Source organism: Ornithinibacillus californiensis (assembly GCF_001038485.1).
GTDB lineage: Bacteria > Bacillota > Bacilli > Bacillales > Amphibacillaceae > Ornithinibacillus > Ornithinibacillus californiensis.
In genome coordinates this window covers 81,965-106,702 of the sequence record NZ_LDUE01000058.1, presented here as the reverse complement: position 1 = coordinate 106,702, position 24,738 = coordinate 81,965, and the positions used below count along the sequence as shown (strand labels likewise).

Sequence of the window (24,738 nt, the reverse complement as noted above, 5' to 3'; positions counted from 1 at the left end):
AATGATTTAAGCTGAAGAAAGGTTGTTTTTAATGTATGAAAAAGTTAACTAAGATTCTCTATTTTTCTGTAGCTTTATTGTTTTTAGTAGGGTGTGTAGGTAATACGAATGAAGAAAATCAACACGACATCACAGAAAATCAAACAGGAAAACCGGAAGAAAGCACATCAAATAGTTCTTTAGTGGAATCGGAATCTGATGATGTGAATGACAACTCATTAGAAGAAAATAGCAATGAGGACACCAAAGCTAAAGAAACACTTTCCAATTATTCTAGTGAACAAATCGAATATGCACGGATATGGTTACAGCTTGGACCTAATCAAAAGATTGATAATCTGTATGTGACTCATATTCCAGTTGGTGAACCTGTTAATCCAAATGATGACACTAGTGCTAGCTATCCAGAGGATGTTATTCAGTTAGCAGGGTCCCGTTTAGTAGATGGATCGGTCACTTATAGTGGGAACGGAGATGGCACAATTAACGTATACAATGTACCTTTACGATGGGAGAGCAATGTCCCTCCTGATTTAGATGAGAACTACATGCGAGAGTATACAGAAGAGATTATTAATAATACGGAGCTAGTCTATGTTGACGCAGGTGATGACAAAGCAGTTATTGAATTAATCAAATTGTTAAAGCAGTAACTTGAAAGAATAATTTAATAGATTTACCGGGAGTGATTTTTTTGTTAACAGTTATTCGATTGATATTATCAGGAATAACACTTTTATTAGCGGGATACGGACTAATTACGCAAGATTTTAGTTATATCGATTTTATGATACTATTCTTGGGGCTTTCGATGTTAGCTTCTGGATTAGTAGAATTTAAAAAAGGGCAAAAGGGAAATGGTTGGTTATTTGTAGTAGTTTTCCTATTTTGTACATTTGTTTCAATCAAAGGTTTCTTCTTCCAATGAATAAATCCATACAACCCCGTAATAGGGCTGTATGGATTTAGTGTTATTTTATAAAGTATTTTTCTCCAAGCAGTTCCTTCTCTTCAAAAGTAGATGCATCTAATTCTTTCTCCACAAAAGCCTGTAGTTCATTAGGATTCACATCATACATTACTTCAATTTCCTTCGCGAAAAGAAGCTTTTCTTCTTCCAGTAATGCGGCAAGTGCCGGCTGTTGCTTCGGAGTCGGCTCTTCTCCTAATACTTGCGTCAATCCCGCAACAAAGTATTCAAATGGGCGACCACCAACAATTTTAACGCCTTTATTTTCTTCATTAACCATGATGATTGTAGGGAATCCTCTTGCACCAAGGCTTCTAGTTAATGCGAAGTCCTCATTTAACAAATCATGACCAATTTGTTCGTCAGCTTCTTTGACAATTGCTTCACCATCTAGGCCAATCCCATTCACAATCTCAACTAAGATAGATGCCTCACCAATATTCTTATTAAAAGCAAATAGGTCCTCTCTTGCACGACGAAGGTATTCAAAAGCTTTTTCCTCACCATGATGTTTTTGAATGATTTTATAGACTCTAGATGGCGGGAAAGAAGACTGAACCGGATTGTCAATCATCAATGAACCATCAATCGGCATGCGGTAATGTTCGCCAACTTCTCTCCAGTGACCAGCAACATCAGCAGGTCCATGAATACCATTAGCGGGATCTACCGGACCGCCACCCCACTTCTCTAATAAACCACCCATAACAGTTTTGAAGTTAAAGTAATGGCCATATTGCTTTGTGAAGCGGCGAAGAGTTGGTTCTAATGCCCAGCAATGGGAACAAATTGGGTCCGTCACATAATATAAGTCTATTTTTTTCGTTGGTTGGTTCAAATCAATCATCTCCATTTCTTCGTCACCTGCAACACCACATACCCCAGTTTCCATATCACAAATCAAGTTGTTGTTTGTCATACGAGCACCTCACTTGTACGGATTGTTTTTAAGGCAGTAGACCAAGAAACCACTTCATCTAGTAATTTATCAACTGTTTCTTGGTGAAACGGGGCAGGGGTGAATTTGCTCATGTTTTCAAAATCGGTGAACAAGCTCATTCCTACTTGTGTTCCAACCGTTGCTACCTTTGGTACAGATAAGATTAATCGTAAGTCATTTGCTGCTGAAACTCCTAGTGTGGAACCGTAGCTAACAATACCAGCTGCTTTGTTATTCCATTCTTGGTATAGATAATCGATTGCATTTTTAAGTCCCGATGTAATTCCTTTATTGTACTCCGCTAGAATGAAAACAAATCCGTCTAGTGAGTCGATTTTTTCTGACCAAGGTTTTGCCTCGGGTGTTTGATAATCCTTCGTAAATACAGCTGGAACAGATTCATTATAACTTGGTAATTGATAATCCTTAATATCTACTAATTCAAATTCTGCATCTGTTCTTAGGTCAGCGAGGGATTTTACCCATTCGGCTACCTGTGTGTTTACTCTTGAATCTCTTGTACTCCCTGTGATAATACCAATTCTAACCATTTAAAATTCCTCCTTGAAAAGTTTAATTTAAGCTATTTGTTTGCTTCTTAATGCTAGTGTAGTGGATAATAAAATCAATAAACACCAATAGAACGTTGGATTTGTCGTATATCCAACACATTTGAAAATCTGTTGGAAAAGTAGGAGGGAGTATGGCGATGACAGAAACAAAAACTGATCCCCGAATTCTACGCACACGAAAACTAATCATGGATTCTTTTATAGAACTTTCTAGTAAGAAAGAATTCAAAGATATTACTATCAAGGATATAACAACAGAAGCAATGATTAATCGGGCGACTTTTTATTATCATTTTGAGGATATTTATGACTTGTTAGATAAGGCGTTATCCGAGGTTTTATTCGTGAATCTGAGCTGTCAGGATTTTGCAAATAGCAAAATGAATGAAGACACATTGGTCACCATCTTTAAAGCGATCACGGATTTTCAGATGTCTTTATCCAATCGTTGCCACAGAGGATATGAGGATACAATTGCTCGAATTATTCGGGAGCAGCTAGAAGTTATTTTTTACAAAATGTTAGGTAATCAGCAACCGAATTTGGATAAAGAAGCACTTAAACTACCTGCTGCAATGCTAAGCTGGGGACTGTATGGTGCTTCAGTTGAGTGGCGGAATAATCCAACTACTTCCCCTGAGGAATTTATTAAAGTTGCCATTCCATATATCCAGGGTGGAGTTAATGAAAACAACATTAAAAATATAAATTAGTAATAATACTGGCCTTGGCAAAATAAGATGGAATTAGGTAGCGAATTAAAGGCATTCCTAAAAAGTCTATTTAGTACGATCTAACAAACATATTAAAATTTTCATAAAAAAGGATTGACACCAAGTTCAATAGGTAATATAGTATTTATCATATCTTAAAACTAAATAATTTAAATTTTCTTCTTATCCAGAGAGACCGAGGGACAGGCCCTATGAAGTCTCGGCAGCGGGTTAATTTTGATTAACACTGTGCCAATTCCTGCAAATGTTTTACATTTGAAAGATGAGAAGGAAGTCGTTTCATATATTTTGAGACCTTCCTTTTTTCTATTTGGATAAGAAAAAAGGAAGGTCTTTTTTCGTTCATTTTTTTATTAGGAGTGGAGTAACTATATGATTGAATTTCGGAATATATCCAAAACGTTTAAAATTGGCAATCGTGAAGTAAATGCGGTTAATAATGTTTCCCTATCGATCGAGCAAGGGGAGATATTTGGAATTATTGGATTCAGCGGTGCAGGAAAAAGTACTTTATTACGGCTAGTAAATTTATTGGAAAACCCGACTAGTGGAGAGATTCACGTGAAAGGAGTGAATATCGGATCCCTCTCACAGAAAGAAGTGAGAAAGCTAAGAAGTGGTATCGGGATGATTTTCCAAAACTTTAATTTATTCGGTTCACGAACGGTAGCTGGAAATATCGCTTACCCGTTAAAGTTAGCAGGTGTGCCGAAAAAGGAAATTAATGAACGAGTAAATGAGTTGTTAAGCTTTGTCGGTCTTACAGATAAGGCAAAAGATTTTCCAGAACAATTATCTGGTGGACAAAAGCAGCGGGTAGGTATTGCAAGGGCATTGGCTACCTCTCCGGATATCTTAATTTGTGACGAGGCAACCTCTGCACTAGACCCGGATACTACCGGAGAAATTCTCCGTCTTCTCAAAAAGGTAAATAAGGAACTAGGAATTACTATCCTACTTATCACGCATGAGATGCATGTCATCCAAGAGATTTGTGACAGGGTTGCCGTAATGGAGAATGGTGAAGTAATTGAGTCAGATTCGGTCTTTAATGTCTTTACCAATCCAACACACCTGACTACGCAGCGCTTTATTCAATCCGTACAGCAAGATAGACCTTCTGCTACGTTATTGGAAGAGTGGAGGAAGAAAGGTGGTAAACACTTATACCGCGTTATTTTTAAAGGGGAGATTGCTAGTGATCCGGTCCTGTCTCGCGTAACAAGGAAATTTGATGTGGATGTAAATATTGTGTATGGATCCGTCCGAGAATTACAGGAGAAATTATATGGAAATCTGCTTGTATCATTCGTAGGGCAAGAGGAGAATATTTCTTCGGTGCTTTCAGAATTGAAACAAGACGTAACTGTCGAGGAGGTGAAAGTGAATGAAGGTTGATTGGAGTACATTTTGGCCACGTATCGTAGAATCCACTGGGGAGACCATTCTTATGGTTATCATGACTCTTATTTTTGGTTCCATTCTGGGTATAACGATAGGTTTACTTCTATTTGTTACAAGAACTGGAAACATACTAGAAAACAAAATCGTGTTCACTTTGCTAAATATATTGATTAATATTATTCGCCCAATCCCGTTTATCATTTTCTTAGTGGCAATTAGTCCTCTAACAAGGGCGGTTGTTGGAACGACAATTGGAACATGGGCCGCTATTTTTCCGATGACGATCGCCGCCTCCTTTGGGATTGCTAGAGTCGTAGAGAATAACTTAGTTAGTATCGATTCTGGAGTGATTGAGGCAGCGAAGGCAATGGGGGCGAGTCCTCTCCGAATCATTTTCACTGTATTAATCCCAGAAGCACTTGGGCCACTTATTTTAGGTTTAACCTTTGTAACGGTTAGTTTAATAGATTTCTCCGCAATGGCAGGAACAGTTGGCGGAGGCGGACTAGGCCATGTTGCAATGACCTACGGGTACCAACGGTTTGATGGTAGTGTCATGCTGGTTACCGTTATTATACTTATTGTTCTCGTGCAAATCGCACAATGGATTGGAAATACATTATCAAGAAAAATAATGAGACGCTAAGAAGCGCTCTGATTAACACATAAAAAATAACACAAAGAGGAGATACAAAAATGAAAAAATGGTTTACTATTTTGCTAGTATTTATTGCAGTTGGACTATTAGCAGCCTGTGGAGACGATTCAGCATCAGGCGATGGTAACAATGTAGTTAAGATTGGGGTAACAGGAACAGATGGTGCGGTTTGGCCATTGTTAAAAGAAAAAGCAAAAGCTGAAGGAATTGAAATTGAATTAGTGGAGTTCTCTGATTATACCTTACCAAATCAAGCATTAGCTAACGGGGATATTGATCTTAATTCATTCCAGCATATCGCGTTTCTATCTCAATTCAATGAAGAGAACGATCTAGATTTAGTTCCAATAGGGGCAACGGTAATTGCACCGATGGGATTATACTCAGAGAAAATAAAAGATGTGAGCGAGATTAAAGAAGGCGATAAAATAGCTATTCCAGATGATCCTTCTAACCAGGCACGTGCACTGAAATTATTAGAATCAGCAGGATTGATTACATTAGCAGACGATTTTGGGCTATTTGGTGACCCAAGTAAGATTGTAGATAATCCATTGAACTTAGATATTTTACCGATTGTTGCACAACAAACACCACGTGTATTACCAGATGTAGCAGCATCCGTTATCAATAACGGTGTGGCTGGTCAAGCAGGATTCGATCCAGTGAAAGATCCGGTTTACCTAGAAGATGCTAACGATCCGAGTGTATTACCATACATCAATATTTTTGCAGCACGATCTGGGGATCAAGATAATGCGACCTTCCAAAAAATTGTTGAGTTATATCATGAAGAAGAGGTAGTAAAAGCAGTTGAAGCGGACACAAATGGGGGATCCATTGTTGTTGATATTGCAAAAGATGAGCTAGTAGAGCAATTTGAAGGACTATAAGGAGGAGATTAGGTTGAGTAAAACACTAACGGGTATAGAGTTAATACAGGAATCGATCGAATCAAATAAACAAGCATATATTGAAACAAGTCAGGATATACATGCTAACCCAGAAATCGGCAATCAGGAGTTTTATGCAAGCAAAAAGCATGTAGAAACGTTAACAAAGGCAGGATTTACAGTAGAAACTGCTGTTGCAGGGCATGAAACATCTTTTTATGCAGTAAAAGACAGTGGGGAGCCGGGCCCTACTATTGCCTATCTTGCAGAGTATGACGCATTACCTGGCTTAGGTCATGCCTGTGGTCATAATATAATTGGAACAACTAGCGTAGCAGCTGCCATTGCGCTTTCGGAGACACTAGCGGAAACAGGTGGCAAGGTCATCGTGTTAGGGACACCCGCGGAAGAAGGTGGTCCAAACGGTAGTGCAAAGGGAAGTTTCGTAAAGCATGGCTATTTGAAAGGTGTAGATACGGCGTTAATGATTCATCCATCAGGAAAAACAGCGGTAACTGGTGAATCACTAGCTGTTGATCCACTTGATTTTCATTTTTATGGGAAAGCTGCCCATGCATCAGGAGCTCCTGAACAAGGGATTAATGCATTGGATGCTGTGATTCAACTATTTGTAGGAATTAATGCATTACGCCAACAACTTCCTAGCGAGGTTCGTGTTCACGGAATCATTACTCATGGTGGGGATGCACCAAACATTATTCCGGACTATGCCGTTGCTAGGTTCTATATTCGTGCAGAATCCTGGAAAAAGACAGAGGAAGTTTCCACGAAAGTACGTGCGATTGCAGAAGGTGCCGCACTAGCAACCGGTGCAACGGTTAAAGTGGAGAGATTCCAAAATGAAGTAAAAGACTTTGTCCTAAACCCAGTACTCGACCAGGTTCTGAAGGAAGAATTGGAAGGTGTTGGGGAAGATGTTTGGACGGTTAGAGGAAAAGGCAAAGGTTCAACAGATGCTGGAAATATTAGCTATGAAGTTCCAACTGCTCATCCTTATATAAAAATTGGTCCGGATGATTTGATTGGGCATACGAATGAATTTAGAGAAGCAGCTAAATCCCCGGTAGGTGATGCTGCTCTTATAAAAGGAGCAAAAGCGCTGGCATCTGCAGGATATCGACTGCTAACGGATCCTGTACTTTTAAAACAAGTGAAGGAAGCGTTTGAGCAAGAGAGAAATAAGAAGCTATAGGACCATTTTAGCTAAGGGTTAAAATCTTACAAAAGCTCGTTATTGAGAGGAACAGCCTCTTTCTAATAGAAAGAAGCTGTTCCTTTTGTATGTAGCAGCTAGTTTATTAGTCTTCCATCAACTCTTTCAATCTAGCATAGGCTTCTTCGTTCGCTGGAATAGCTTTATCAGATTTGATAGCTGGGAAAATATAATAGGTTAATAACCCTTCAACATACTTGCCGGAAGCTGAGTAGACCACGACCAGATTTTCATCCGGCACAATAAATATATTTTGGTGATTTGCCCCACTCGCCTGATAAATCTCTTTATCTTTTACTTTTAATAACCAAAAGTAGTATCCATAGCCATCCCATACTTCACCAGTTTGGGGTGTGGTAGATGCCTTTACCCAATCTTTCGGAACGATTTGTTCTCCATCCCATTCACCACGATGAAGATAAAGAAAACCAAATCTAGCCATATCTCGTGGTGTCATCGAGGCAAAGGTGCCACCATGTGTGTAGCCATCATTTGTTTCATGCCATTTCATGCTAGTAACACCAATCTTGTTGAAAATCTTCTCTTGGGCGTAATCAGCTAAGCTCTGTCCCGTTGCTTTTTCAATAATTGCCCCCATTGTAAATGATGCCCCTGTATCGTAGTTAAACTTGCCAACTTTTTCTTTGATAACAGGATTGTCTAGATAAAACTTAAGTTGTTCATCACTCCGACGCCAATCCACCCATAATTCTGGGTCGTCAAACTCATTCCAATCCATGCCATTTGTCATTGTCAGTAAGTGTTCAACGGTCATATTTTCTTTAGCTTCACTCATGTTTTCGAAACTCATATCTGGAAAAAAGTCTAACACGTTGTCGTCCAAACTAAATAATCCTTCATCTATAGCAACCCCTGTAGCTGCACTTGTTAAACTTTTTGTTACAGAATAAATCTGATGGGGAAAATCTTCATCGTAAGGGAAGTTATATTTTTCTGTGATGATATGACCGTTCTTAATGATAAGTAATCCATCAAATCGATAAGGGTTAGTTTTTTCTATGTGCTCGAACATTTCAGCTAATTTTTCACTATCGACCCCTTGCTCTTCTGGAGTCGATTCTGGCCACTCTTCTGTTGGCCATACATCAGGTTTTTCTACCCGTACGGTTGCAAAATCAATCTCTGGTCTATAAGAATAGGCAATGAAAAACAGTGCGACTAGAATGATAATAATCCAATGACTTTTTTTCATAATAAACACCTCTTAATAATCTTATACTCTCTGGAGTATATTCATTGCTGTTTCCATGTCGATATCTTTTTCGATATGTTCTGGTGCCCAAGGGATGTAAATATCTGGTTTAATACCGGGTTCTTCTAGCGCACCACGGTGGTCTAATTGATCTAATCTTGAGGTAGGGTACATGAATTTAAGTTGATTATTCCATGTGATCGTGGTGAGATTTGCGTAATCATTCATTCCCATAGTAGCCCTTCCAACAACGGTAACCTTTGGAGATTGCTTACATAAATTCACAAAGATGTCTCCGGCACTCCCGCAGTATACATCTGCTAGAATAATAATGTTTTTTGGATATTCTAAACCGACTATTTCTGCCTCCATATTTTGTGATTCGAATGCAACGAATCCACTCCCACGATGTTTCTCCCACATTTGGATAAACTGCTTGATCATATTTTGAATGGTTGGGTCAGTAATCTGGTTCAAATCTTCTTTTAAACTATTTATCTGTGAAGATGCATTTCTTTCCGTACAATTAAACTTCATTTGATAATCACTATAATCTAGTATGATTGGATTGGTTGGAAATAAGTAAGGGGTTAGGTTCTGAAAAGTTGCATCGCTTCCACCATTATTTATGCGCACATCAATAATCAAGTTCACAGTTTTGCTAAGCTCTTTTTTATGTTTTTCAATAAGCTGATTTAACGGATCAGGATTAAAAAAGTCTGTTAAAGTCATGCATAAGGTGTCCTCATCTATCCTTGTTATAGAATGGTTAGCAACGTAACCTTCTTTTGGGTATTTCTTTAATTCAATAATTTGCTCCTTACCAGTCCTATCAACTACTTTAGCAAGGTTATATTTTTTGATTATATCTCGCCAAGATTCTCTTTCTGCTTTGGATTCCATTAATTCACGCTTATGTTTTTCTACCAAAGCTAAGACCGGAACATTATCTAGTTCAACAATAGCATCTCCAACCTTTAATCTACTTTCATTGCCGGTTGAAGTGACAAAAAGCTTGTCTTCATGTCTCCTCACTTTAAATCCATTATCGTATAGTTGTTGTGTCTCAGATTTTTGTACAATGAAAAACATATGTGGATCCTTGAAGTCCAATAAGTAATCCTGCACAAGCTCTGTAAAACGATTGGGTGTGAGTTCGTTTGTATTCTCCAATTGTCTAATTTTATCCTCATAGACCTTAGGATTATCCCAGCCTTGTTTATCTTTATATCCCGCATAATCACTGTGCATGATATCAACTACTTCTCGAAAAATATCACTATACATGGTTAGTCCCCTTTTTAAAATATTCTAAATTTATTTTAGTATAGATGGAAAATGATTACAAATGTATCGTGGATAGTTGGTTGTGATTTGATGAGGGAGGGCTAATTCACTTAAAGGGACAGAATTATGCCGGAAATGATGATGAGAGGGTTTCTCATGATGATTTTCAGAGGGAAGTTGGTGAAAATTGATGATGAGAGGGTTTATCATGATTATTTTTAGAGGGAAGTTAGTGAAAATTGATGATGAGAGGGGGCCTCATGATGATTTTCGGAGGAAAGTTAGTGGAAATTGATTATGACAGAGGTCCTCATGATCTTTTTACGAGGAAATCCGTTAATAATGACGATGACAAGTCTTCTCATGGTGTTATTAAAAGTAAGAAAAATAATGAAAGATTAACCATACAACTTCAAGGTAATACGAAATTCGTTAACGGTAATACTTTCACATATTATTTGTTATAATGGGAACTAACTCAAGAGACGGAGGGGACATATGGAATTTATAAGTGAATGGATCGGTGATTTAGGTTGGGATCCAACAGTAGAGAAATATTTAATTGTTGCAGCTAAGATTCTATTTATAGCATTGATCAGTATCATCGCTAATTTTATAACAAAGAAGATTGTTGTAAGAATTATTACGAAAATGCTAACCCGTAATAAATATCAATGGGATAATGTGTTTTTAGAACGAAAGGTTTTCCATAGGCTTTCACATATTGTTCCTGCAATTATTATTTACAATTTCGCAGGAACCTTTCCAGAATATGAGGAATTGATAATAAAGCTTTCAAATACATATATCATTCTTGTTATGTTACTAGTAATCAATAGTACATTACATGCGGTTAATGATATTTATCGGACCTTTGAAGTTTCCAAAACTAGACCGATTAAAGGATTTATTCAAGTAGCCAATATTATCTTCTTTGTCATTGGAGCAATCTTAATCATTGCGAATCTAATCGGTGAAAGTCCACTTGTACTGTTAGGTGGTATTGGTGCGTTATCTGCGGTATTAATGTTAGTCTTCCAGGATTCCATCTTAGGACTTGTTGCTGGCGTCCAGTTATCTACTAATGACATGGTACGAGTTGGGGATTGGATTGAGATGCCAAAGTATAATGCGGATGGTGATGTTATTGATATCACGTTAAATACCGTGATGGTCCAAAACTGGGATAAGACAGTCACGATGATTCCGACGTATGCATTAGTATCTGATTCGTTTAAGAACTGGCGAAGCATGGAAAAGTCAGGTGGAAGAAGGATTAAGCGATCACTGTATCTTGATACAACGAGTATTAAATTTTGTACTCCTGAGATGTTAGATCGTTTAAAGAAGATTCAAGTTCTATCGGATTATATAACACAGAAGGAAGCAGAAATTGAAGAATATAATAAGACACATCAAATCAATCGTGAAAATCCAGTCAATGGAAGAGCGATGACAAATGTCGGGGTATTCCGAGCGTATATCGATAACTATTTAAAACGTCATCCGGGGATTCATAAGGAGATGACGTTAATGGTAAGACAGTTAGAACCAAAGGAAAACGGATTGCCATTAGAGATTTATGCATTTACGAATAATACGGCATGGGCGGTGTATGAGTCAATTCAGTCGGACATTTTTGACCACCTATTTGCAGTAGCGCCTGAATTTGGCCTGCGAGTGTTCCAAAATCCAACTGGAAATGATCTCAGAGCCTTAAGCGAAACAACAAAGCAAGAGGTAAAACCAATAAGAGAACAAGAGTAAAGGGAGGGACAGTCCCTCTGTGAATCATTTCACAGAGGGACTGTCCCCCTTCATGTAATCTTTGAGTTCGTCTTCGGCACTATTTTCTGTTAGTGGTACTTCGGCACGATAAGCGGCGCGGCAGATGACATGGGCTGCGACTGGCGCGGTTAAGAAAACAAATAGGATTCCTAAAATAAGTCGAATGCTAAAGTATCCTTCTGAAATGACAAAGTATAATAACGTTCCGATTAGAATAAACAATACACCTACCGTAGAGCTTTTCGATGCAGCATGGGAGCGTGTATACACATCTGGTAAACGTACCAACCCAATGGCGCTAATTAAACAAATTAACGTTCCTAAGAAAATCAAGACTCCAGCAATGACCTCAGCGCTTCCGCTCAATGACGACACCCCTTTCAATAAATCGGGCAAAGGCTATGGTCCCAACAAAGGACAAGATACCGATTAATAATATTAGTTCAAAAAAAGCATGGGTATCGAGATAAACAGAAAAAATTGCTATCCCTGCAATTAAATTAATCCCTATCGAATCAAGTGCCTGTACCCGATCAGCACTGGATGGCCCTTTTATTACACGGTAAATATTTAACAAAATAGCTAGTGTCAAAATAATAAGTGATAATATCATCAAGATTTCAAACATATTTTCTCGTCACATCCTTAATTGCCCGTTCAAAGATCAACTGTGATTTTAACACCGATTCCTTTGATTCCGGGACATCCATCGCATGAACATACAGGCTTTTACCATTTGGTGTAACCTCCATCACCACTGATCCCGGTGTTAAACAAATCAGTAGGGAAAGCAAAGTGATTTCAACATCCCCCTCTAAGTCCGTATCGATACGAAATATACCTGGGGTAATATTAATCTTCGGACGGAGCACCTGCCGTATCACAAGAATGGCAGACCCTAAGAGCTCATAACTAAAAACATAGAGTAGTTTTATAGCAGCCCAAACGAAAAATACATATAGAGGCTTGTTGAAAAAACGTCGCATAAAGAACAATATTAGAATACCGACGATATAACCACTCAAAAAGCTTAAGAATCGCCACTCATCCTGGAAGAACATCCAAAGAAAAGCAATAAATATGTTAATCAATATTTGAAATGGCATGCCTGCTCCTCCTTTCGTTTATGGAATATCATTTCCTGCAAATACAGCATCAATATACGTTTGTGGATTCATGAGCGATTCCACTGCTGTTTCCACATAAGCGTTAATGAATTCCGGTCCAATACCAAGTGCGATCGTAAGAATAGTGAGTAACGCAATTGGTATCATGACCCCTTTGGTCGTACCTTTTTCCTCTTCCTCACTAAGTACGGTTTCTCCCCAAAAGGCATTCATGAAGATTTTCATTACCGAATAAAGAATAAGCAAGCTAGCTATCAATCCAATCGCACCTAGCCAATAATATCCTGCTTCAAATGTACCTTTTGTAATAAATACCTTTCCAATAAACCCGCTAAGTGGTGGAATGCCAATTAATGATAAAGCAGCGATAAAGAACATCCACCCTAAATAAGGATGGTTCCGTATTAACCCACTCATTTCTTTTAAATTGGTTGTACCAGTTAAATAAACAACGACACCACCAATTAAGAAAATAAGAGCTTTTACAATCATGTCATGGATTAAATAATAGATAGAACCGAGTGTCCCGCTATCGGTAAATGCAGCAAAACCAGCTAAAATAAATCCAGCCCCGATGATGACATTATAGGTTAGAATTTTATTTATATCCCAGTAGCCAATTGCTCCGATTCCGCCTAAAATCATTGTTATTGCTGCAAGTATGCCAATGAACAAATGTGTAATTCCAGGCTCATGATAAAACACTAACGTAAACATTCGCATGATGGCATAGATTCCAACCTTGGTTAATAGTGCGGCGAAAAGAGCAGACACTGCGGCCGGTGGCACACTATACGATCCAGGTAGCCAATAAAATAAGAACAATCCAGCCTTCATACCGAATACAAGAATAAATAAAATAGCTACGGTCGTAATAAAGCCATCCTGTCCAACTTCAGCAATTCGAACGGAAATATGTGCTAAACTCAATGTACCAGTAATGGAATACATATAAGCAATCCCAACTAAGAAGAATGCTGAGGAAAGAACGTTAATAATCACGTATTTCATTGTTTCCCGAAGTTGTACTTTTTTGCCACCCAAGGATACTAACACATAAGAAGCTAGAAGAAGTACTTCAAAGAAAACATATAAATTAAATAAGTCCCCAGTTAAGAATGAACCGTTTATCCCAGTAATCAAGAATAAGACTAACGAATAAAAATAATGATTTTCCCTGTCTTTGCCGATGATTTTAAAGGAAAACACCACACAACAAAAGGCGACAATACTAGTCGTTAAAACAAGTAGGATGGAAAACATGTCCGCTACAAGACCAATCCCAAATGGAGCTTGCCACCCGCCTAATTGCAGAGTTTGAATGCCGTTCGCTTGTATTTGGTTCATAAGGACGATAGAAATTCCAGTTACAACGGCAAGGACGACGACAGATAGCACTCGTTGCAAGTGAATTTTATTCCGTAGTAGGATGAAAAGCATTCCGGCTATTAACGGCAAGATAACTGGCCATATGAGTAAGTTATTCATGTTCATTTCCCCTTAGGTTGTTCATATCGTCGGTACCATGCTTTTTATAGGTACGGTAGCTTAGTACAAGAAGGAAGGCTGTTACAGCAAAATTAATAACGATTGCCGTTAATATTAATGCCTGTGGGATGGCATCTGTAAAATCCTTTGTTCTCTCAGAAAGCAAAGGAGGTCCACCTGTTTTCAAACCACCCATAATAATAATCATTAAATTAACTGCATGACTGATTAGGGATAACCCAAGGATAATCCGCAACATTTGATTGGATAACATGAGATAAGTCCCGATCGTAAATAAGATTCCAATGACAATTGCTATAAGTGTTTCCATTACAGACCATCCTCACTGATGCTAGTTATAATGGTGACTGCTGTGCCGATAACTGCTAGAGCTACTCCAATATCAAAAAGCACTGCTGTCGCTAGTTCCGTTTTTCCAAAGAGAGGAAGATCGAAGTAACCAAAAGTTTGCTCTAAAAAGTTATCACCATAAATCATGCCAGCTAATCCGGTTGAAACCGAAATAAGGACCCCAAGTGCAGCAAGTTTTTTATAATCAATCGGTAAATTTGTTTGTATTCGCTCGATATCAAATGATAAATAGAGCAGAACAATCCCAGCAGCAGTTGTTAAGCCACCTATAAATCCGCCACCAGGAAAATGATGTCCTGCCCAAAATAAATCAATAGAAAAAGTAAATATAATCACGGCGGTGAGTTTTGACACCGTGTGTAGGATGACATCATTTGGTTCCGGCTTCATCTGAATCACTTCCTTTATGCTGGAGCTTAACTAACGTATACACCCCGATACCAGCAATCAGTAATACTGCGATTTCTAACATGGTATCAAAGCCTCTAAAATCAACTAAGATTGCATTCACGATATTTTTTGCTCCAGCTAATTCATAAGCATTCTCGAAGAAAGTTGTAATCGGTGTAAATAATTGATGACCGGTCGCTACGAGAGTCAATACCGTCATCGTCACACCAACTGCAAGAGACACCACGAGATTGGTTACTTTGAACTTCATTTTTTCAATTTTCTTCTCGAGTTTTGGTAAGTGGTAGAAACATAGTAAAAATAATACCGTAGTTGCTGTTTCAACAACCATCTGCGTCATTGCCAAGTCTGGTGCACGGAAAATTACGAATAACATCACCATCAGATAGCCAACGGCACCAAGTGCAACAATGGCGGTAATTCTATTTTTCGTAAACAACACGGTGAAAGTTGCGGCAACCATGGCAGCTAATATACCAATATCATATACCGTCACATAAGCATTATTGGAAAAATCAAATGTAATTGCATCAAAAACAATTAAAGCAGTTCCTAGAATAAGGACGATAAATACAAAGATATACAGTAAATAATGACGGATTGAACCAGTCATGTAGCGGTTCGTAAAGGAAGCAGAACCTTGCTCTAGATTTTCAATTCCATTGCTATACAAGTAATTTAAGCTTAGCTTATCCGGATAAACTCGGAATGCGATATTCCACTTCTTAATGGCAACGAATAAAATCGAACCAAGGACAATGACCCCAATCGTCATCCAAAGCTCGGTTTGAAAACCATGCCAAGCAGTGATTTTGAATGGAACGGTCTCCATCGTCATACCTGGAATGACGGAAATTAACGCAGGTTTAAGAATGTAATTCGCTAATAGATTTGGAAAGAAGAAAATCAAAACAACAAGTGCGCCTAAGATGGCAGGTGGAATAAGCATGCCAACCGGTGCTTCATGAATTTTTTCCTTAGGAAGCTTATCTGGCTTGAATGTACCAAAAAACGGTCGGACTAATAAAATTAAGCAATAAATAAACGTAAATACACTCGCAACCCATGCAATAATCGGGAATAGAATAGTTAACTCTTCTAAAGTAAAGAAAGAAATTTCCGATGCACTAAGCATGCCAGTAAAGAACATTTCTTTACTTAAGAATCCATTAAAAGGTGGTAATCCAGCCATTGACAAGCTTCCAATTAATGCTATGGTGAATGTTAGTGGCATGATAGACATTAAACCACCTAATCTACGAATATCACGAGTACCCGTTTCATGGTCAATAATTCCGACGACCATGAATAAGGCACCTTTGAAGGTAGAATGGTTAAACAGATGGAACAACGCCGCAAAGATTGCAAAAGCATAGATTTCCTGTGCATCACCAATATCAAAATATAACGCCGCAGAACCTACTCCAAGTAAGCTCATGATTAGCCCCAGTTGGCTAATCGTTGAGAATGCTAACAATGCTTTTAAGTCGGTTTGCCTTACTGCACGTACCGATCCATAAATTAATGTGATTACCCCAATTCCACCAACCATCCAAAACCAAGCAGCGTTTCCGCCAAAGATTGGAGTCATTCGTGCTACTAGATATATTCCAGCTTTTACCATCGTAGCTGAATGTAAGTAAGCACTAATTGGTGTTGGAGCTTCCATCGCATCTGGTAACCAAATACTAAAAGGATATTGTGCGGACTTCGTAAACGCTCCGATTAGAATAAGTACCATTGCTGGAATGAAGAGAGAGCTCTCCGTAATAAGCGTAACATTCGCGAACATTTCTCGTAGGCTGTATGTGTCGGTGATCATCGTTAGTAGAATTAAGCCTGCTAGCATGGCCAGCCCACCGAACACGGTAATAATCATCGCTTTTAAAGCACCAGCACGAGACTTTTTCCGTTCGTACCAATAAGCAATCAGTAGAAAGGATGATACACTTGTTAGCTCCCAAAGCGTATATAATACAAAAACATTGTCAGAGACGACCAACCCAAGCATGGCTCCCATAAATAAGAGAAGATAAACATAGAAATTATGTAGCTCTTCCCGTTTTTTATCCATATAAAAGATGGAATAGAAGACAACTAGTGTACCAATTCCACTAATGATCAATCCAAATAACAGTGCTAGCCCATCTACATAAATATCAAAGTTAATTCCTAAAGACGGAATCCATGGCATAGAAAGTAATATGGTATCCCCAGTTGAAATGTTAGGAATCTGTAAAGCGAGATGAATCAGAATAACTAGTGGAATAACAACGACAAACCATCCTGTATGGATTTTTGCATTAAATTTCTTATATATATAAGGAATTATGATTGCTGCAAAGAAAGGCAGTAGAATAATAAAATGTAACAAACTCAAAAGCGTTCACTCCGATTGAAAAAAGACTGTTTTCTTAAAATTACTGAATTAATAATTGCCATTGACTGTATGGAAGACAAAGTGATATAGTCATACATAGTTTAATGAGTAACAAGGTTTTTATTTATAGATTAGTAAAATAATAATTGTCTCTTTAAGGTAACAAGTTGAAGAAAAACGAACATACTGTTTGTAACGTTAGTTTTTCTAATATTATTTTGAGGTGAATAAAATGGAAAAAACAAATGGGCGTATAGATGAAAGCATTCTAGTATGTGTACACTATGGCCCAAATGGCGAGCGCCTCATCAAACGCGGTTGTAAAATTGCCAACATGCTAGGCTGTCCATTGTATATTCTTACGGTTGATACGAAGCCATTTGATGAAATGGATGCAGAGAAAAGCTTTTATTTAGAAAGATGGAAGCAGCTAGCAGAAGAGAATAATGTAACTGATTTTATTATAAAAGATAGAGAAAAACGACCAGTAGCCAAAGTAATTACAGACGTTGCTAGAGAAAAGCATGTGACGCAAATTGTCCTAGGCCAAACAGCACAAAGCCGATGGGAACAAATTACAAAAGGCTCTCTAATCAATACATTACTGCATGATATACCATTTGTAGACTTGCATATTATTTCAGTAACACGCTATATTCGTAACGAAAATGGCCAGTTCCAGAGAGGTTGCAGAGCATACCTTTCTAAAGAAGATGAGCATTTCCGTTTAACATTTAAGCATTCAAACACCGTTGACTATGAAGGTATCTTCTTTAAAGAACAAGGAACAGACTTTGATAACGGAATCTTTAAATTTATGAAAGACCGTGAAATGTTTAAAGTACGAGTGACCGAAGGAATTGTTAAGGAATTAAAAAAAGTTGATATGAACGTCGACTATGAACATGAAAGTAAGTCGTAAGGAAGACTCTCCAGGTGAACTTGGAGAGTTTTTTATTTATAAATTAACATCTACTTTAACTGCGCTTTTTTCTTCCTCCGTAATACCGATGTATTTTAATGTCTCCGATCTCGAGTTGTGATGGAACATATGCATTAAAATGGAAATGGCAACACCTTTCCGGTATGCATGATAGCCAAACGTCTTTCGCAGTGTATGTGTACCAACATTTCCTTCTATCCCAGCTTCTTTTGCTGCAACATTAATAATCCGATAGGCTTGCTGGCGCGTAATCGGTTTGTCATTTCTAGTGGATTTAAAAAGATAATCAGTCTGTTTTAAATCACTACTTCGAATGTATCTTTCTAAAGCGATACGAACACGACTATTTAAATAATGTTTTTGAACATTACCCGTTTTTTCATCTTGAATGGTGAGATATTCCCTTGGTCCATCGCCATCCCAAACATCTTCTACTTTAAGAAGTAGTAAGTTTTGTGATTGGATACCAGTATTAATCCCAATGACAAAAAGGACATAATCCCGTAATGACGACTTTTCCAATATATCTTTCATGGCATTTATTTTTGAAATATCCTTTATAGGAACAACATATTCCATTGGTTTACTCCCTGTTTATGTTACATAACTATATAGTATCATAGGTTATGTAACATGAGCAATTATGAACTCTGTCGGTGTTGGTTGGTTTTGTTTCTTATTGTTTAATTAAAAGGGATAGTTTATGTAGGCTCGTTACTGTAGTTGTTAACATCATTTCAGGATGGATTTTCGGTTGAAGTGATTTTAAGAAGGGCTCTTAGCATCATTTTTGTTTAATAGATTGAGAGAAGTGAAGTTAAGGAGAGTTCTTAACATCATTTTGGCATGGAAATCCTAGCAGAAATGAAGCTAAGGCAAACTATTACCATCTTTTTGAAAACATCGTTCGTTCGAAATGATGGTAAGAACAAATTTCGAAAGACTTTTAATATTAGAAAAAACATACTATGATAAAGGTACAGAAAGAAGGGGAAACATGATGCAGTTGTTACGTTGGGTTACTTATATGATAGGGCTTGTTATTTTTAGCTATGGAATTACCATAGCGTTGAAAATGCAATATCTAGGGGTCCATCCGTGGGATGTTTTAAATGTTGCTCTATATGAAAAGGTAGGTCTATCCATTGGTTCTTGGGCTATTATCATTTCTATTCTACTAATATTTGTTACTTTAATTCTGGATAAAAGCTATGTGAAGTTAGGAACCTTTATTAATGCGATTCTAGTAGGTGCATTTGTGGATTTATTTTTATGGATTGATTTTTTACCGCAAGCCAGTCAAACATGGACGGACTACATCGTGATTATTATAGGAATTGTTACGATGGGATTTGGTGGTGGATTGTATAATTCCGCCCAGATTGGTGCAGGGCCGAGAGACGGTTTTATGTTAGCCATTGCGGAAAAGTTAAGTAAGTCAGTTGGACTAATTCGGATTATTGTAGAGTCGCTAATGTTATTGATTGGCCTAGTACTTGGAGGACCGGTATTCATTTTTACCTTTATTTTTACGTTTATCCAAAGTCCGGTATTTGCGTTCACGTTTAATAGGTTCAAGTCGGTATTTAACCTAATAGAACGGAAGCTACAGGAAAAACAATATTCCAAATTAAGTGCATAAAATAGAGGGCAGATACGTGAACTGTTTATCGGGAAAGTTCACTCCTGTCCTCTTATTATTTTCGTGTACATTTAACCAAAATACCCATTATTTTTAACATGAAAGACTTTGGTTGCGGTTGTCATAAAATTCAAGGTTTGCTCGGACATGTAGTCGGGTGAATCTGGAAAGTCTTCTTCAATCCAACGAATGATAAGTCCTGCAATACCATGTGCGCGAAAAATGTATAACCATTTTGTATCGATGTATGAATCTCCCTCTATTTCATAATCATATTCCCGGTTAAACATTTCCTCAATTGCTTTTGCTATTTGGAAGCGGAAGTCTACTCGTATATGATCACTTAATAGTAGTTTATACAGACTAGCATTCTCCTTAAAATAACTAAACAATGTAATATCTTCTAATTTCATTTCTTTCATATTTACTGTTTCGAAAGTTTTATAGGGAGTACGAATTTGTTCGACCATCTCGGATAACACATCGGTGATTACTTCTTCTAAAAGGTGCTCTTTTGTCTCGAAATTCGCATAGAAAGTACCACGATTATAATTGGCTTCACGTACAATTTCTGATATGGTAATTTGTTCAAAGGGCTTCTGATGTAATAGTTTTAAGAAAGTTTCTTTGATATCTGATTTTGAACGTTGTACTCGTTTGTCAGGATAATCTACCATAAGGCTCACCTCTCTATAAGTATCTCTAAAACATTAAATTTCCGCAAATTTAATGAACAAAAGAACTCATTTTGTTCATTTCTGAACAGTACGTTATTTTTGTTGATTGAAGAAAACGTTTTTACAACTTATCCTAAAGGTGGATTAAATTATTAGGGGGTATGGTTTATTATGAAAGGTTGGGAATTTACAGGTACTAACGAACCACTTCGTTTAATAGAAAAGGCCGATCCAGTAGCAACTCCTGGAACGGTAATAATTGATGTTAAGGCTGCTGGATTATGTCATTCAGACGTTGCCACGTTACGTGATCCAGGTTGGATGAATATTTTAGCAAAAGTACCAATCGTCTTAGGACATGAAATCGCTGGTGTTATTACGGAAGTAGGCGATGGAGTAACAGACTTCAAGGTCGGTGACCGTGTTGGAGTATGTCCTGTAGGGAAAGATGGATTAGGACCTGGTAATGGTCGTGATGGCGGATATGCTAATAAAGTTTTAGTTCCTGCTGTTGATTTAGTTCCAATGCCAGAAAATATTACGTTCGCTCAAGCAGCAGCTGGGACAGATGCTGGGATGACTTCATATCATGCGATGTTCCAAAAAGGTGGGGCAAAAGCTGGCATGAAGGTTGGCGTTATCGGTATTGGTGGACTAGGTCAAATGGCTGCACGTGCTGCAGTTGTAGCTGGTTGTGAGGTTTATGCTGCGGATGTTAGTCCTGCTGCCCGTGAACTAGCAAAAGAAATTGGTTGTAAAGTTGTTGTAGAAGACGTATCGGAATTAGCAGAGTATGCACCAGAATTGATTGTTGACTACGCAGGATTCGGTACGACAACAGCTGGAGCAATTGATGCTGTTGCGGTTGGTGGTACAGTTGTTCTAGTTGGTATGGGTAGACTGGAAACGACTATTAACACTAGCAATCTAATTCTAAAATCTGTTCAACTAAAAGGTAGCGTAGGTGGAACTGTAGAAGATATCGCTGCAATTTATGAGCTAATGTCTCAAGGTCATTTAGATCCAACTATTTCTTATATTACATTTGATGAGATAGCAGAAGGTTTAGAACGACTAGAACGACATGAAGTAACAGGTAGACTAGTAGCAAACCTAGAATAGTTTTACTAGCAAAGGGGGGACTGTCCCTCTGTGAATATATTCACAGAGGGACAGTCCCCTTATAAGTCCCCTTATAGTTCTTCTGGTGGAAGCGGCCGGCTGAAGTAGTAGCCTTGGCCGATGATGTTGTAATTCTTCAGTAACTCCACTTGCTCCTTAGTTTCGATTCCTTCTACTACGATACGCTCACTAGTAATCGATTCGATTACTGCTTTAAGGATTTGCCTTTTTCGGACATTTTGTATCGCATCATCGATTAGTGATTTATCAATTTTCAATGTGTCATAATCTAGGGTAGCAATGAGATGTAACGAAGAGTAGCCTGCACCGAAATCATCAATGGCAAATTTAATACCTAATTCCCTAAGTTCCTGTACTAACTGGGAATAATCGTCCAAATTCATCATGACACTTTCCGTAATTTCAATTTCTAGGTATTCAGGGTCAATATTTTCTTCCTTAACAATTTGTAATACTTTATCCCGAAAGCGTGGGTCGGAGAACTGTCTTGCTGAAATGTTTATTGAGATGGGGACATGTAAATATTTATGTTCCTTCCATTGATTTATCCGCCTACAAGCTTCTCGGAGAACCCACTCTCCAATGGGGACAATAAGTCCTGTCCTTTCTGCGATTGGAATGAATTCATCAGGGCGTACATTGCCAAAAGATGGATTCCACCTGAGCAATGCTTCTAATCCAACCAGTTGGTTTGAATGGATGTCAACTTGGGGTTGGTAAACAAGCGTTAGCTCGTTGTTCTGTATTGCCTTTCGTAAGGCATTTTCTAACTGCAATCTTCTTTCAATCTTCTCATTTAATCGTTCATTAAAGAATTGATAGTTGTTTTTGCCTTTTTCCTTAGCTAAATACATCGCTAAATCTGCTTGACTTAATAAAGCCTCTGCATCAATAGAAGATCCTGACTCTATGCTAATTCCAATTGATAACGTCACGAGCAATTCGTGTCCGGATATAGTGATGGGGCAATTTAGTGCACGGAGCATATTTTCAGTAATACGAATAGTTTCTTCTTTCGTTACGTCCTCTAATAGAATGCAAAATTCATCACCACCTACACGCGCAATATAGCTATTTTCTTTTTTGAAATCATTTAGCTTCTGCGAGACCTTTTGGAGAAATAAATCGCCAATATGGTGTCCTAACGAATCATTGATATCTTTAAAATCATCGAAGTCAATTGCTAGTACAGCTACAGAGTGTTGTTCTTCCCGACTTTTAGAGATGACCTTTTCTAGTTGCTGATAAAACCATCTACGGTTAGCTAGTCCTGTTAATTGATCCGTATAGGCAAGCTGCTGGATTCTGTGGAAGGCTTCTTTTTCTTTCGTCTTATCTTTAGCAATTCCAAAAACACCTGTAACCTTGTTGTCTACTATAATTGGAATAGTGCTAATACTCGCTGGAATTCTTCTTCCATCCTTTGCAAGGGCAACTAACTCATATTCTTGAGGTTTCCCTTTTAAGGCTTCCTCAAATTTCTCTGTAGCTAGGTCTGCGTAATCTGGGTCTATTAAATCGTGAAAGACCATCTGAAGGAGATCGTCTTTCGAATATCCTAGAATATCCCAGATAGCAGCATTTACTTCCTGAAATTTACCAGTATGATCAAACGAAAAAACAGGGTCTGGGTTGTACTCGAAAAGGGAAGTGAAGCGCTGTTCTTTCTCTGATAGTTCTCTTTTTACTTTATTTTGCTCCGTTAAATCTCGCAGAATTAATTGAAAAGCAGGTTTGTTTTCATAAATGATGGGCATTATTGTAGTTTCTGCATCAATGGTTGTCCCATCTAAGGCAATTAGTTTAATATCTTTAAATCCTAATGGTTTACCTGCCTTTACTTGATGAAGGCGTACCTTCGTAATTTCGATAAAATCTGGATGAACAAAGTCCATGATTGGTTTACCAATAATTTCACTTTTTTTCGAAGCATGAATGATTTTTAAGCTTACTGTGTTTATAAATAATATATGTTTACCATCATGGACGATTAGTGGAACAGGAGAGTTTTCTACTAGATTCTGATATCGATTTTCACTTTCTATCAGTTGTTTGACATATTTTCTTTCCTTTTTCAAAACGTGACCATCAAAGATTGCAGTAATTAGTGTGATAATGATAATTAATAGGGAACTTATGGTTAATATAATTCCTAATGTAAATGTATCAATCCCTGTGAGGTTGAAAGGGTCATGTTCGTGTGGGATAAATTCGACTGCTCTCATCCCACAATGGTGCATAATTGATATGGTTAACCCTAGTAGTAGCGCACTAATTCCCGTTCGACTAACCGACTGGTCCGGTTTGTCTCTCATTTTTACAAACATGTTAATAGAGAGAATCGAAAATAAAATCGCAAATACGATAGAAAGATAAAAATATACGGAACTATAATTCATTTGAAATGGTTCAATCATTGAATATAAGGCAGTAAGGTGTAACGAAATTATTCCTATACCGATTGCTACCCCACTTAAAAACGTTTTGATCTTTGACAGAGGATGGATATATAAAATTAAGAATGCTAATAGTGATGAAATAAATGCAAATAAATAAGACGTGATTAGGAGAATCCCATCGTAAGTCATCGGATCGGCAACATGATGAGCAATCATACCAATAAAGTGCATAGAAAATATCCCGGTTGCCATAATTAGTGCACCCGCAATAATCCAGATTACTTTACGTGTGCGTAGTTCATCAAAAATCCGTTCTACTAAGACTAACGTCGTGTAGGAAGAAATGATAACAATTAAAATCGAAATGGTATGAAGTAAAGGACTAGTTGACGTGTGAATCAAAGTGTTTACACTCCTACAAGATAAGTTATTAATTAGTATTTGCAAACTTAGTTGTATTAAT

Annotated in this window: 26 protein-coding genes and 1 riboswitch; of the genes, 12 read left to right on the top strand and 14 right to left on the bottom strand. The window is 37.8% G+C overall.

Going from position 1 to position 24,738, the window contains the following annotated elements:
- Positions 1-35: 35 nt before the first annotated feature.
- Both TE34_RS14590 and TE34_RS14585 read left to right on the top strand, forming a co-directional pair.
- A complete protein-coding gene (locus TE34_RS14590) occupies positions 36-653 on the top strand; it encodes a hypothetical protein (protein WP_047985544.1) in 618 nt (205 codons plus the stop codon).
- Between the two features lie 41 nt (positions 654-694).
- Positions 695-928, top strand: a complete 234-nt coding sequence (locus tag TE34_RS14585; RefSeq protein WP_047985543.1) for a DUF3953 domain-containing protein — start codon at positions 695-697, stop codon at positions 926-928.
- A 43-nt stretch (positions 929-971) separates the two neighbouring features.
- On the opposite strand, the gene TE34_RS14580 is transcribed toward TE34_RS14585, so the two are convergent.
- Positions 972-1,889, bottom strand: a complete 918-nt coding sequence (locus TE34_RS14580) for a DsbA family protein (protein WP_047985542.1) — start codon at positions 1,887-1,889, stop codon at positions 972-974.
- Positions 1,886-2,461: an NADPH-dependent FMN reductase gene (locus tag TE34_RS14575; protein WP_047985541.1), complete on the bottom strand. Its 576-nt coding sequence runs from the start codon at positions 2,459-2,461 to the stop codon at positions 1,886-1,888. The genes TE34_RS14580 and TE34_RS14575 overlap by 4 nt, the downstream gene beginning before the upstream one ends.
- A gap of 158 nt (positions 2,462-2,619) precedes the next feature.
- Here TE34_RS14575 and TE34_RS14570 point away from each other — a divergent pair, with 158 nt between their 5' ends.
- The 5 genes from TE34_RS14570 to TE34_RS14550 all read left to right on the top strand — a co-directional run bounded on the left by TE34_RS14570 (position 2,620) and on the right by TE34_RS14550 (position 7,384).
- Positions 2,620-3,195 carry a TetR/AcrR family transcriptional regulator gene (locus tag TE34_RS14570; RefSeq protein ID WP_047985540.1) on the top strand — a complete coding sequence of 192 codons (576 nt, stop codon included), beginning with the start codon at positions 2,620-2,622 and terminating at the stop codon, positions 3,193-3,195.
- Positions 3,196-3,375: 180 nt separating this feature from the next.
- Positions 3,376-3,485: riboswitch (SAM riboswitch) on the top strand.
- Positions 3,486-3,588: 103 nt separating this feature from the next.
- Positions 3,589-4,614: a methionine ABC transporter ATP-binding protein gene (locus TE34_RS14565; protein ID WP_047985539.1), complete on the top strand. Its 1,026-nt coding sequence runs from the start codon at positions 3,589-3,591 to the stop codon at positions 4,612-4,614.
- A complete protein-coding gene (locus tag TE34_RS14560) occupies positions 4,604-5,266 on the top strand; it encodes a methionine ABC transporter permease (RefSeq protein WP_047985538.1) in 663 nt (220 codons plus the stop codon). Before TE34_RS14565 ends, TE34_RS14560 begins: the two co-directional genes overlap by 11 nt.
- 50 nt (positions 5,267-5,316) lie before the next feature.
- Positions 5,317-6,171 carry a MetQ/NlpA family ABC transporter substrate-binding protein gene (locus TE34_RS14555; RefSeq protein ID WP_047985537.1) on the top strand — a complete coding sequence of 285 codons (855 nt, stop codon included), beginning with the start codon at positions 5,317-5,319 and terminating at the stop codon, positions 6,169-6,171.
- A 13-nt stretch (positions 6,172-6,184) separates the two neighbouring features.
- Positions 6,185-7,384: a M20 family metallopeptidase gene (locus TE34_RS14550; protein ID WP_157037643.1), complete on the top strand. Its 1,200-nt coding sequence runs from the start codon at positions 6,185-6,187 to the stop codon at positions 7,382-7,384.
- Positions 7,385-7,490: 106 nt separating this feature from the next.
- On the opposite strand, the gene TE34_RS14545 is transcribed toward TE34_RS14550, so the two are convergent.
- Complete coding sequence (locus TE34_RS14545; RefSeq protein ID WP_047985536.1) at positions 7,491-8,618, bottom strand: serine hydrolase domain-containing protein; 1,128 nt, start codon at positions 8,616-8,618, stop codon at positions 7,491-7,493.
- Positions 8,619-8,639: 21 nt separating this feature from the next.
- The gene (locus TE34_RS14540; RefSeq protein WP_047985535.1) at positions 8,640-9,905 is read right to left on the bottom strand and encodes a S41 family peptidase; all 1,266 of its coding nucleotides are present in this window, start codon (positions 9,903-9,905) and stop codon (positions 8,640-8,642) included.
- 263 nt (positions 9,906-10,168) lie between these two features.
- Between TE34_RS14540 and TE34_RS14535 the strand changes: the two genes are divergently transcribed.
- Both TE34_RS14535 and TE34_RS14530 read left to right on the top strand, forming a co-directional pair.
- Entirely contained in the window at positions 10,169-10,372 is a 204-nt protein-coding gene (locus tag TE34_RS14535) for a hypothetical protein (RefSeq protein ID WP_047985534.1), read from the top strand.
- 31 nt (positions 10,373-10,403) lie between these two features.
- Positions 10,404-11,672 (top strand): mechanosensitive ion channel family protein, encoded by a 1,269-nt coding sequence (locus tag TE34_RS14530; RefSeq protein WP_047985533.1) that lies wholly within the window; start codon positions 10,404-10,406, stop codon positions 11,670-11,672.
- Between the two features lie 24 nt (positions 11,673-11,696).
- Here TE34_RS14530 and TE34_RS14525 read toward each other — a convergent pair whose 3' ends face one another.
- Genes TE34_RS14525 through TE34_RS14495 form a run of 7 tightly spaced genes read right to left on the bottom strand, consistent with a single transcriptional unit; the run spans position 11,697 to position 17,471 of the window.
- Positions 11,697-12,059 (bottom strand): Na+/H+ antiporter subunit G, encoded by a 363-nt coding sequence (locus TE34_RS14525; protein WP_047985532.1) that lies wholly within the window; start codon positions 12,057-12,059, stop codon positions 11,697-11,699.
- A complete protein-coding gene (locus TE34_RS14520) occupies positions 12,043-12,321 on the bottom strand; it encodes a Na(+)/H(+) antiporter subunit F1 (RefSeq protein WP_047985531.1) in 279 nt (92 codons plus the stop codon). The genes TE34_RS14525 and TE34_RS14520 overlap by 17 nt, the downstream gene beginning before the upstream one ends.
- Entirely contained in the window at positions 12,314-12,799 is a 486-nt protein-coding gene (locus TE34_RS14515; protein ID WP_047985530.1) for a Na+/H+ antiporter subunit E, read from the bottom strand. The genes TE34_RS14520 and TE34_RS14515 overlap by 8 nt, the downstream gene beginning before the upstream one ends.
- A gap of 18 nt (positions 12,800-12,817) precedes the next feature.
- Complete coding sequence (locus tag TE34_RS14510) at positions 12,818-14,308, bottom strand: Na+/H+ antiporter subunit D (protein ID WP_047985529.1); 1,491 nt, start codon at positions 14,306-14,308, stop codon at positions 12,818-12,820.
- Entirely contained in the window at positions 14,301-14,639 is a 339-nt protein-coding gene (locus tag TE34_RS14505; RefSeq protein ID WP_047985528.1) for a Na(+)/H(+) antiporter subunit C, read from the bottom strand. The genes TE34_RS14510 and TE34_RS14505 overlap by 8 nt, the downstream gene beginning before the upstream one ends.
- The gene (locus tag TE34_RS14500) at positions 14,639-15,070 is read right to left on the bottom strand and encodes a Na(+)/H(+) antiporter subunit B (protein WP_047985527.1); all 432 of its coding nucleotides are present in this window, start codon (positions 15,068-15,070) and stop codon (positions 14,639-14,641) included. The genes TE34_RS14505 and TE34_RS14500 overlap by 1 nt, the downstream gene beginning before the upstream one ends.
- Positions 15,051-17,471, bottom strand: a complete 2,421-nt coding sequence (locus TE34_RS14495) for a Na+/H+ antiporter subunit A (protein WP_047985526.1) — start codon at positions 17,469-17,471, stop codon at positions 15,051-15,053. The genes TE34_RS14500 and TE34_RS14495 overlap by 20 nt, the downstream gene beginning before the upstream one ends.
- Before the next feature lie 232 nt (positions 17,472-17,703).
- Between TE34_RS14495 and TE34_RS14490 the strand changes: the two genes are divergently transcribed.
- On the top strand, positions 17,704-18,393 hold the full coding sequence (locus tag TE34_RS14490) for a universal stress protein (protein ID WP_047985525.1): 690 nt from the start codon (positions 17,704-17,706) through the stop codon (positions 18,391-18,393).
- Positions 18,394-18,429: 36 nt separating this feature from the next.
- Here TE34_RS14490 and TE34_RS14485 read toward each other — a convergent pair whose 3' ends face one another.
- A complete protein-coding gene (locus TE34_RS14485) occupies positions 18,430-18,993 on the bottom strand; it encodes a tyrosine-type recombinase/integrase (RefSeq protein ID WP_047985524.1) in 564 nt (187 codons plus the stop codon).
- A gap of 421 nt (positions 18,994-19,414) precedes the next feature.
- Between TE34_RS14485 and TE34_RS14480 the strand changes: the two genes are divergently transcribed.
- Positions 19,415-20,056, top strand: coding sequence for a YczE/YyaS/YitT family protein (locus tag TE34_RS14480; RefSeq protein ID WP_236687165.1), 642 nt, complete (start codon positions 19,415-19,417; stop codon positions 20,054-20,056).
- A gap of 71 nt (positions 20,057-20,127) precedes the next feature.
- Here TE34_RS14480 and TE34_RS14475 read toward each other — a convergent pair whose 3' ends face one another.
- Entirely contained in the window at positions 20,128-20,733 is a 606-nt protein-coding gene (locus TE34_RS14475; protein ID WP_047985522.1) for a TetR/AcrR family transcriptional regulator, read from the bottom strand.
- A 171-nt stretch (positions 20,734-20,904) separates the two neighbouring features.
- On the opposite strand from TE34_RS14475, the gene TE34_RS14470 reads away from it, so the two are divergent.
- Positions 20,905-21,855 carry a zinc-binding dehydrogenase gene (locus TE34_RS14470; protein ID WP_047985521.1) on the top strand — a complete coding sequence of 317 codons (951 nt, stop codon included), beginning with the start codon at positions 20,905-20,907 and terminating at the stop codon, positions 21,853-21,855.
- Between the two features lie 71 nt (positions 21,856-21,926).
- On the opposite strand, the gene TE34_RS20335 is transcribed toward TE34_RS14470, so the two are convergent.
- Positions 21,927-24,677: a bifunctional diguanylate cyclase/phosphodiesterase gene (locus tag TE34_RS20335; protein ID WP_053075095.1), complete on the bottom strand. Its 2,751-nt coding sequence runs from the start codon at positions 24,675-24,677 to the stop codon at positions 21,927-21,929.
- Positions 24,678-24,738 lie beyond the last annotated feature (61 nt).

Coding starts and splice junctions, on each gene's coding strand:
- TE34_RS14520 (WP_047985531.1), bottom strand. CDS start 12,321: ATGTTTGAAATCTTGATGATATTATCACTTATTATTTTGACACTAGCT.
- TE34_RS14575 (WP_047985541.1), bottom strand. CDS start 2,461: ATGGTTAGAATTGGTATTATCACAGGGAGTACAAGAGATTCAAGAGTA.
- TE34_RS14555 (WP_047985537.1), top strand. CDS start 5,317: ATGAAAAAATGGTTTACTATTTTGCTAGTATTTATTGCAGTTGGACTA.
- TE34_RS14475 (WP_047985522.1), bottom strand. CDS start 20,733: ATGGTAGATTATCCTGACAAACGAGTACAACGTTCAAAATCAGATATC.
- TE34_RS14485 (WP_047985524.1), bottom strand. CDS start 18,993: ATGGAATATGTTGTTCCTATAAAGGATATTTCAAAAATAAATGCCATG.
- TE34_RS14480 (WP_236687165.1), top strand. CDS start 19,415: ATGCAGTTGTTACGTTGGGTTACTTATATGATAGGGCTTGTTATTTTT.
- TE34_RS14505 (WP_047985528.1), bottom strand. CDS start 14,639: ATGGAAACACTTATAGCAATTGTCATTGGAATCTTATTTACGATCGGG.
- TE34_RS14590 (WP_047985544.1), top strand. CDS start 36: ATGAAAAAGTTAACTAAGATTCTCTATTTTTCTGTAGCTTTATTGTTT.
- TE34_RS14490 (WP_047985525.1), top strand. CDS start 17,704: ATGGAAAAAACAAATGGGCGTATAGATGAAAGCATTCTAGTATGTGTA.
- TE34_RS14530 (WP_047985533.1), top strand. CDS start 10,404: ATGGAATTTATAAGTGAATGGATCGGTGATTTAGGTTGGGATCCAACA.
- TE34_RS14500 (WP_047985527.1), bottom strand. CDS start 15,070: ATGAAGCCGGAACCAAATGATGTCATCCTACACACGGTGTCAAAACTC.
- TE34_RS14470 (WP_047985521.1), top strand. CDS start 20,905: ATGAAAGGTTGGGAATTTACAGGTACTAACGAACCACTTCGTTTAATA.
- TE34_RS14545 (WP_047985536.1), bottom strand. CDS start 8,618: ATGAAAAAAAGTCATTGGATTATTATCATTCTAGTCGCACTGTTTTTC.
- TE34_RS14515 (WP_047985530.1), bottom strand. CDS start 12,799: ATGCCATTTCAAATATTGATTAACATATTTATTGCTTTTCTTTGGATG.
- TE34_RS14535 (WP_047985534.1), top strand. CDS start 10,169: ATGATTTTCGGAGGAAAGTTAGTGGAAATTGATTATGACAGAGGTCCT.
- TE34_RS14570 (WP_047985540.1), top strand. CDS start 2,620: ATGACAGAAACAAAAACTGATCCCCGAATTCTACGCACACGAAAACTA.
- TE34_RS14580 (WP_047985542.1), bottom strand. CDS start 1,889: ATGACAAACAACAACTTGATTTGTGATATGGAAACTGGGGTATGTGGT.
- TE34_RS14565 (WP_047985539.1), top strand. CDS start 3,589: ATGATTGAATTTCGGAATATATCCAAAACGTTTAAAATTGGCAATCGT.
- TE34_RS14560 (WP_047985538.1), top strand. CDS start 4,604: ATGAAGGTTGATTGGAGTACATTTTGGCCACGTATCGTAGAATCCACT.
- TE34_RS14540 (WP_047985535.1), bottom strand. CDS start 9,905: ATGTATAGTGATATTTTTCGAGAAGTAGTTGATATCATGCACAGTGAT.
- TE34_RS14510 (WP_047985529.1), bottom strand. CDS start 14,308: ATGAATAACTTACTCATATGGCCAGTTATCTTGCCGTTAATAGCCGGA.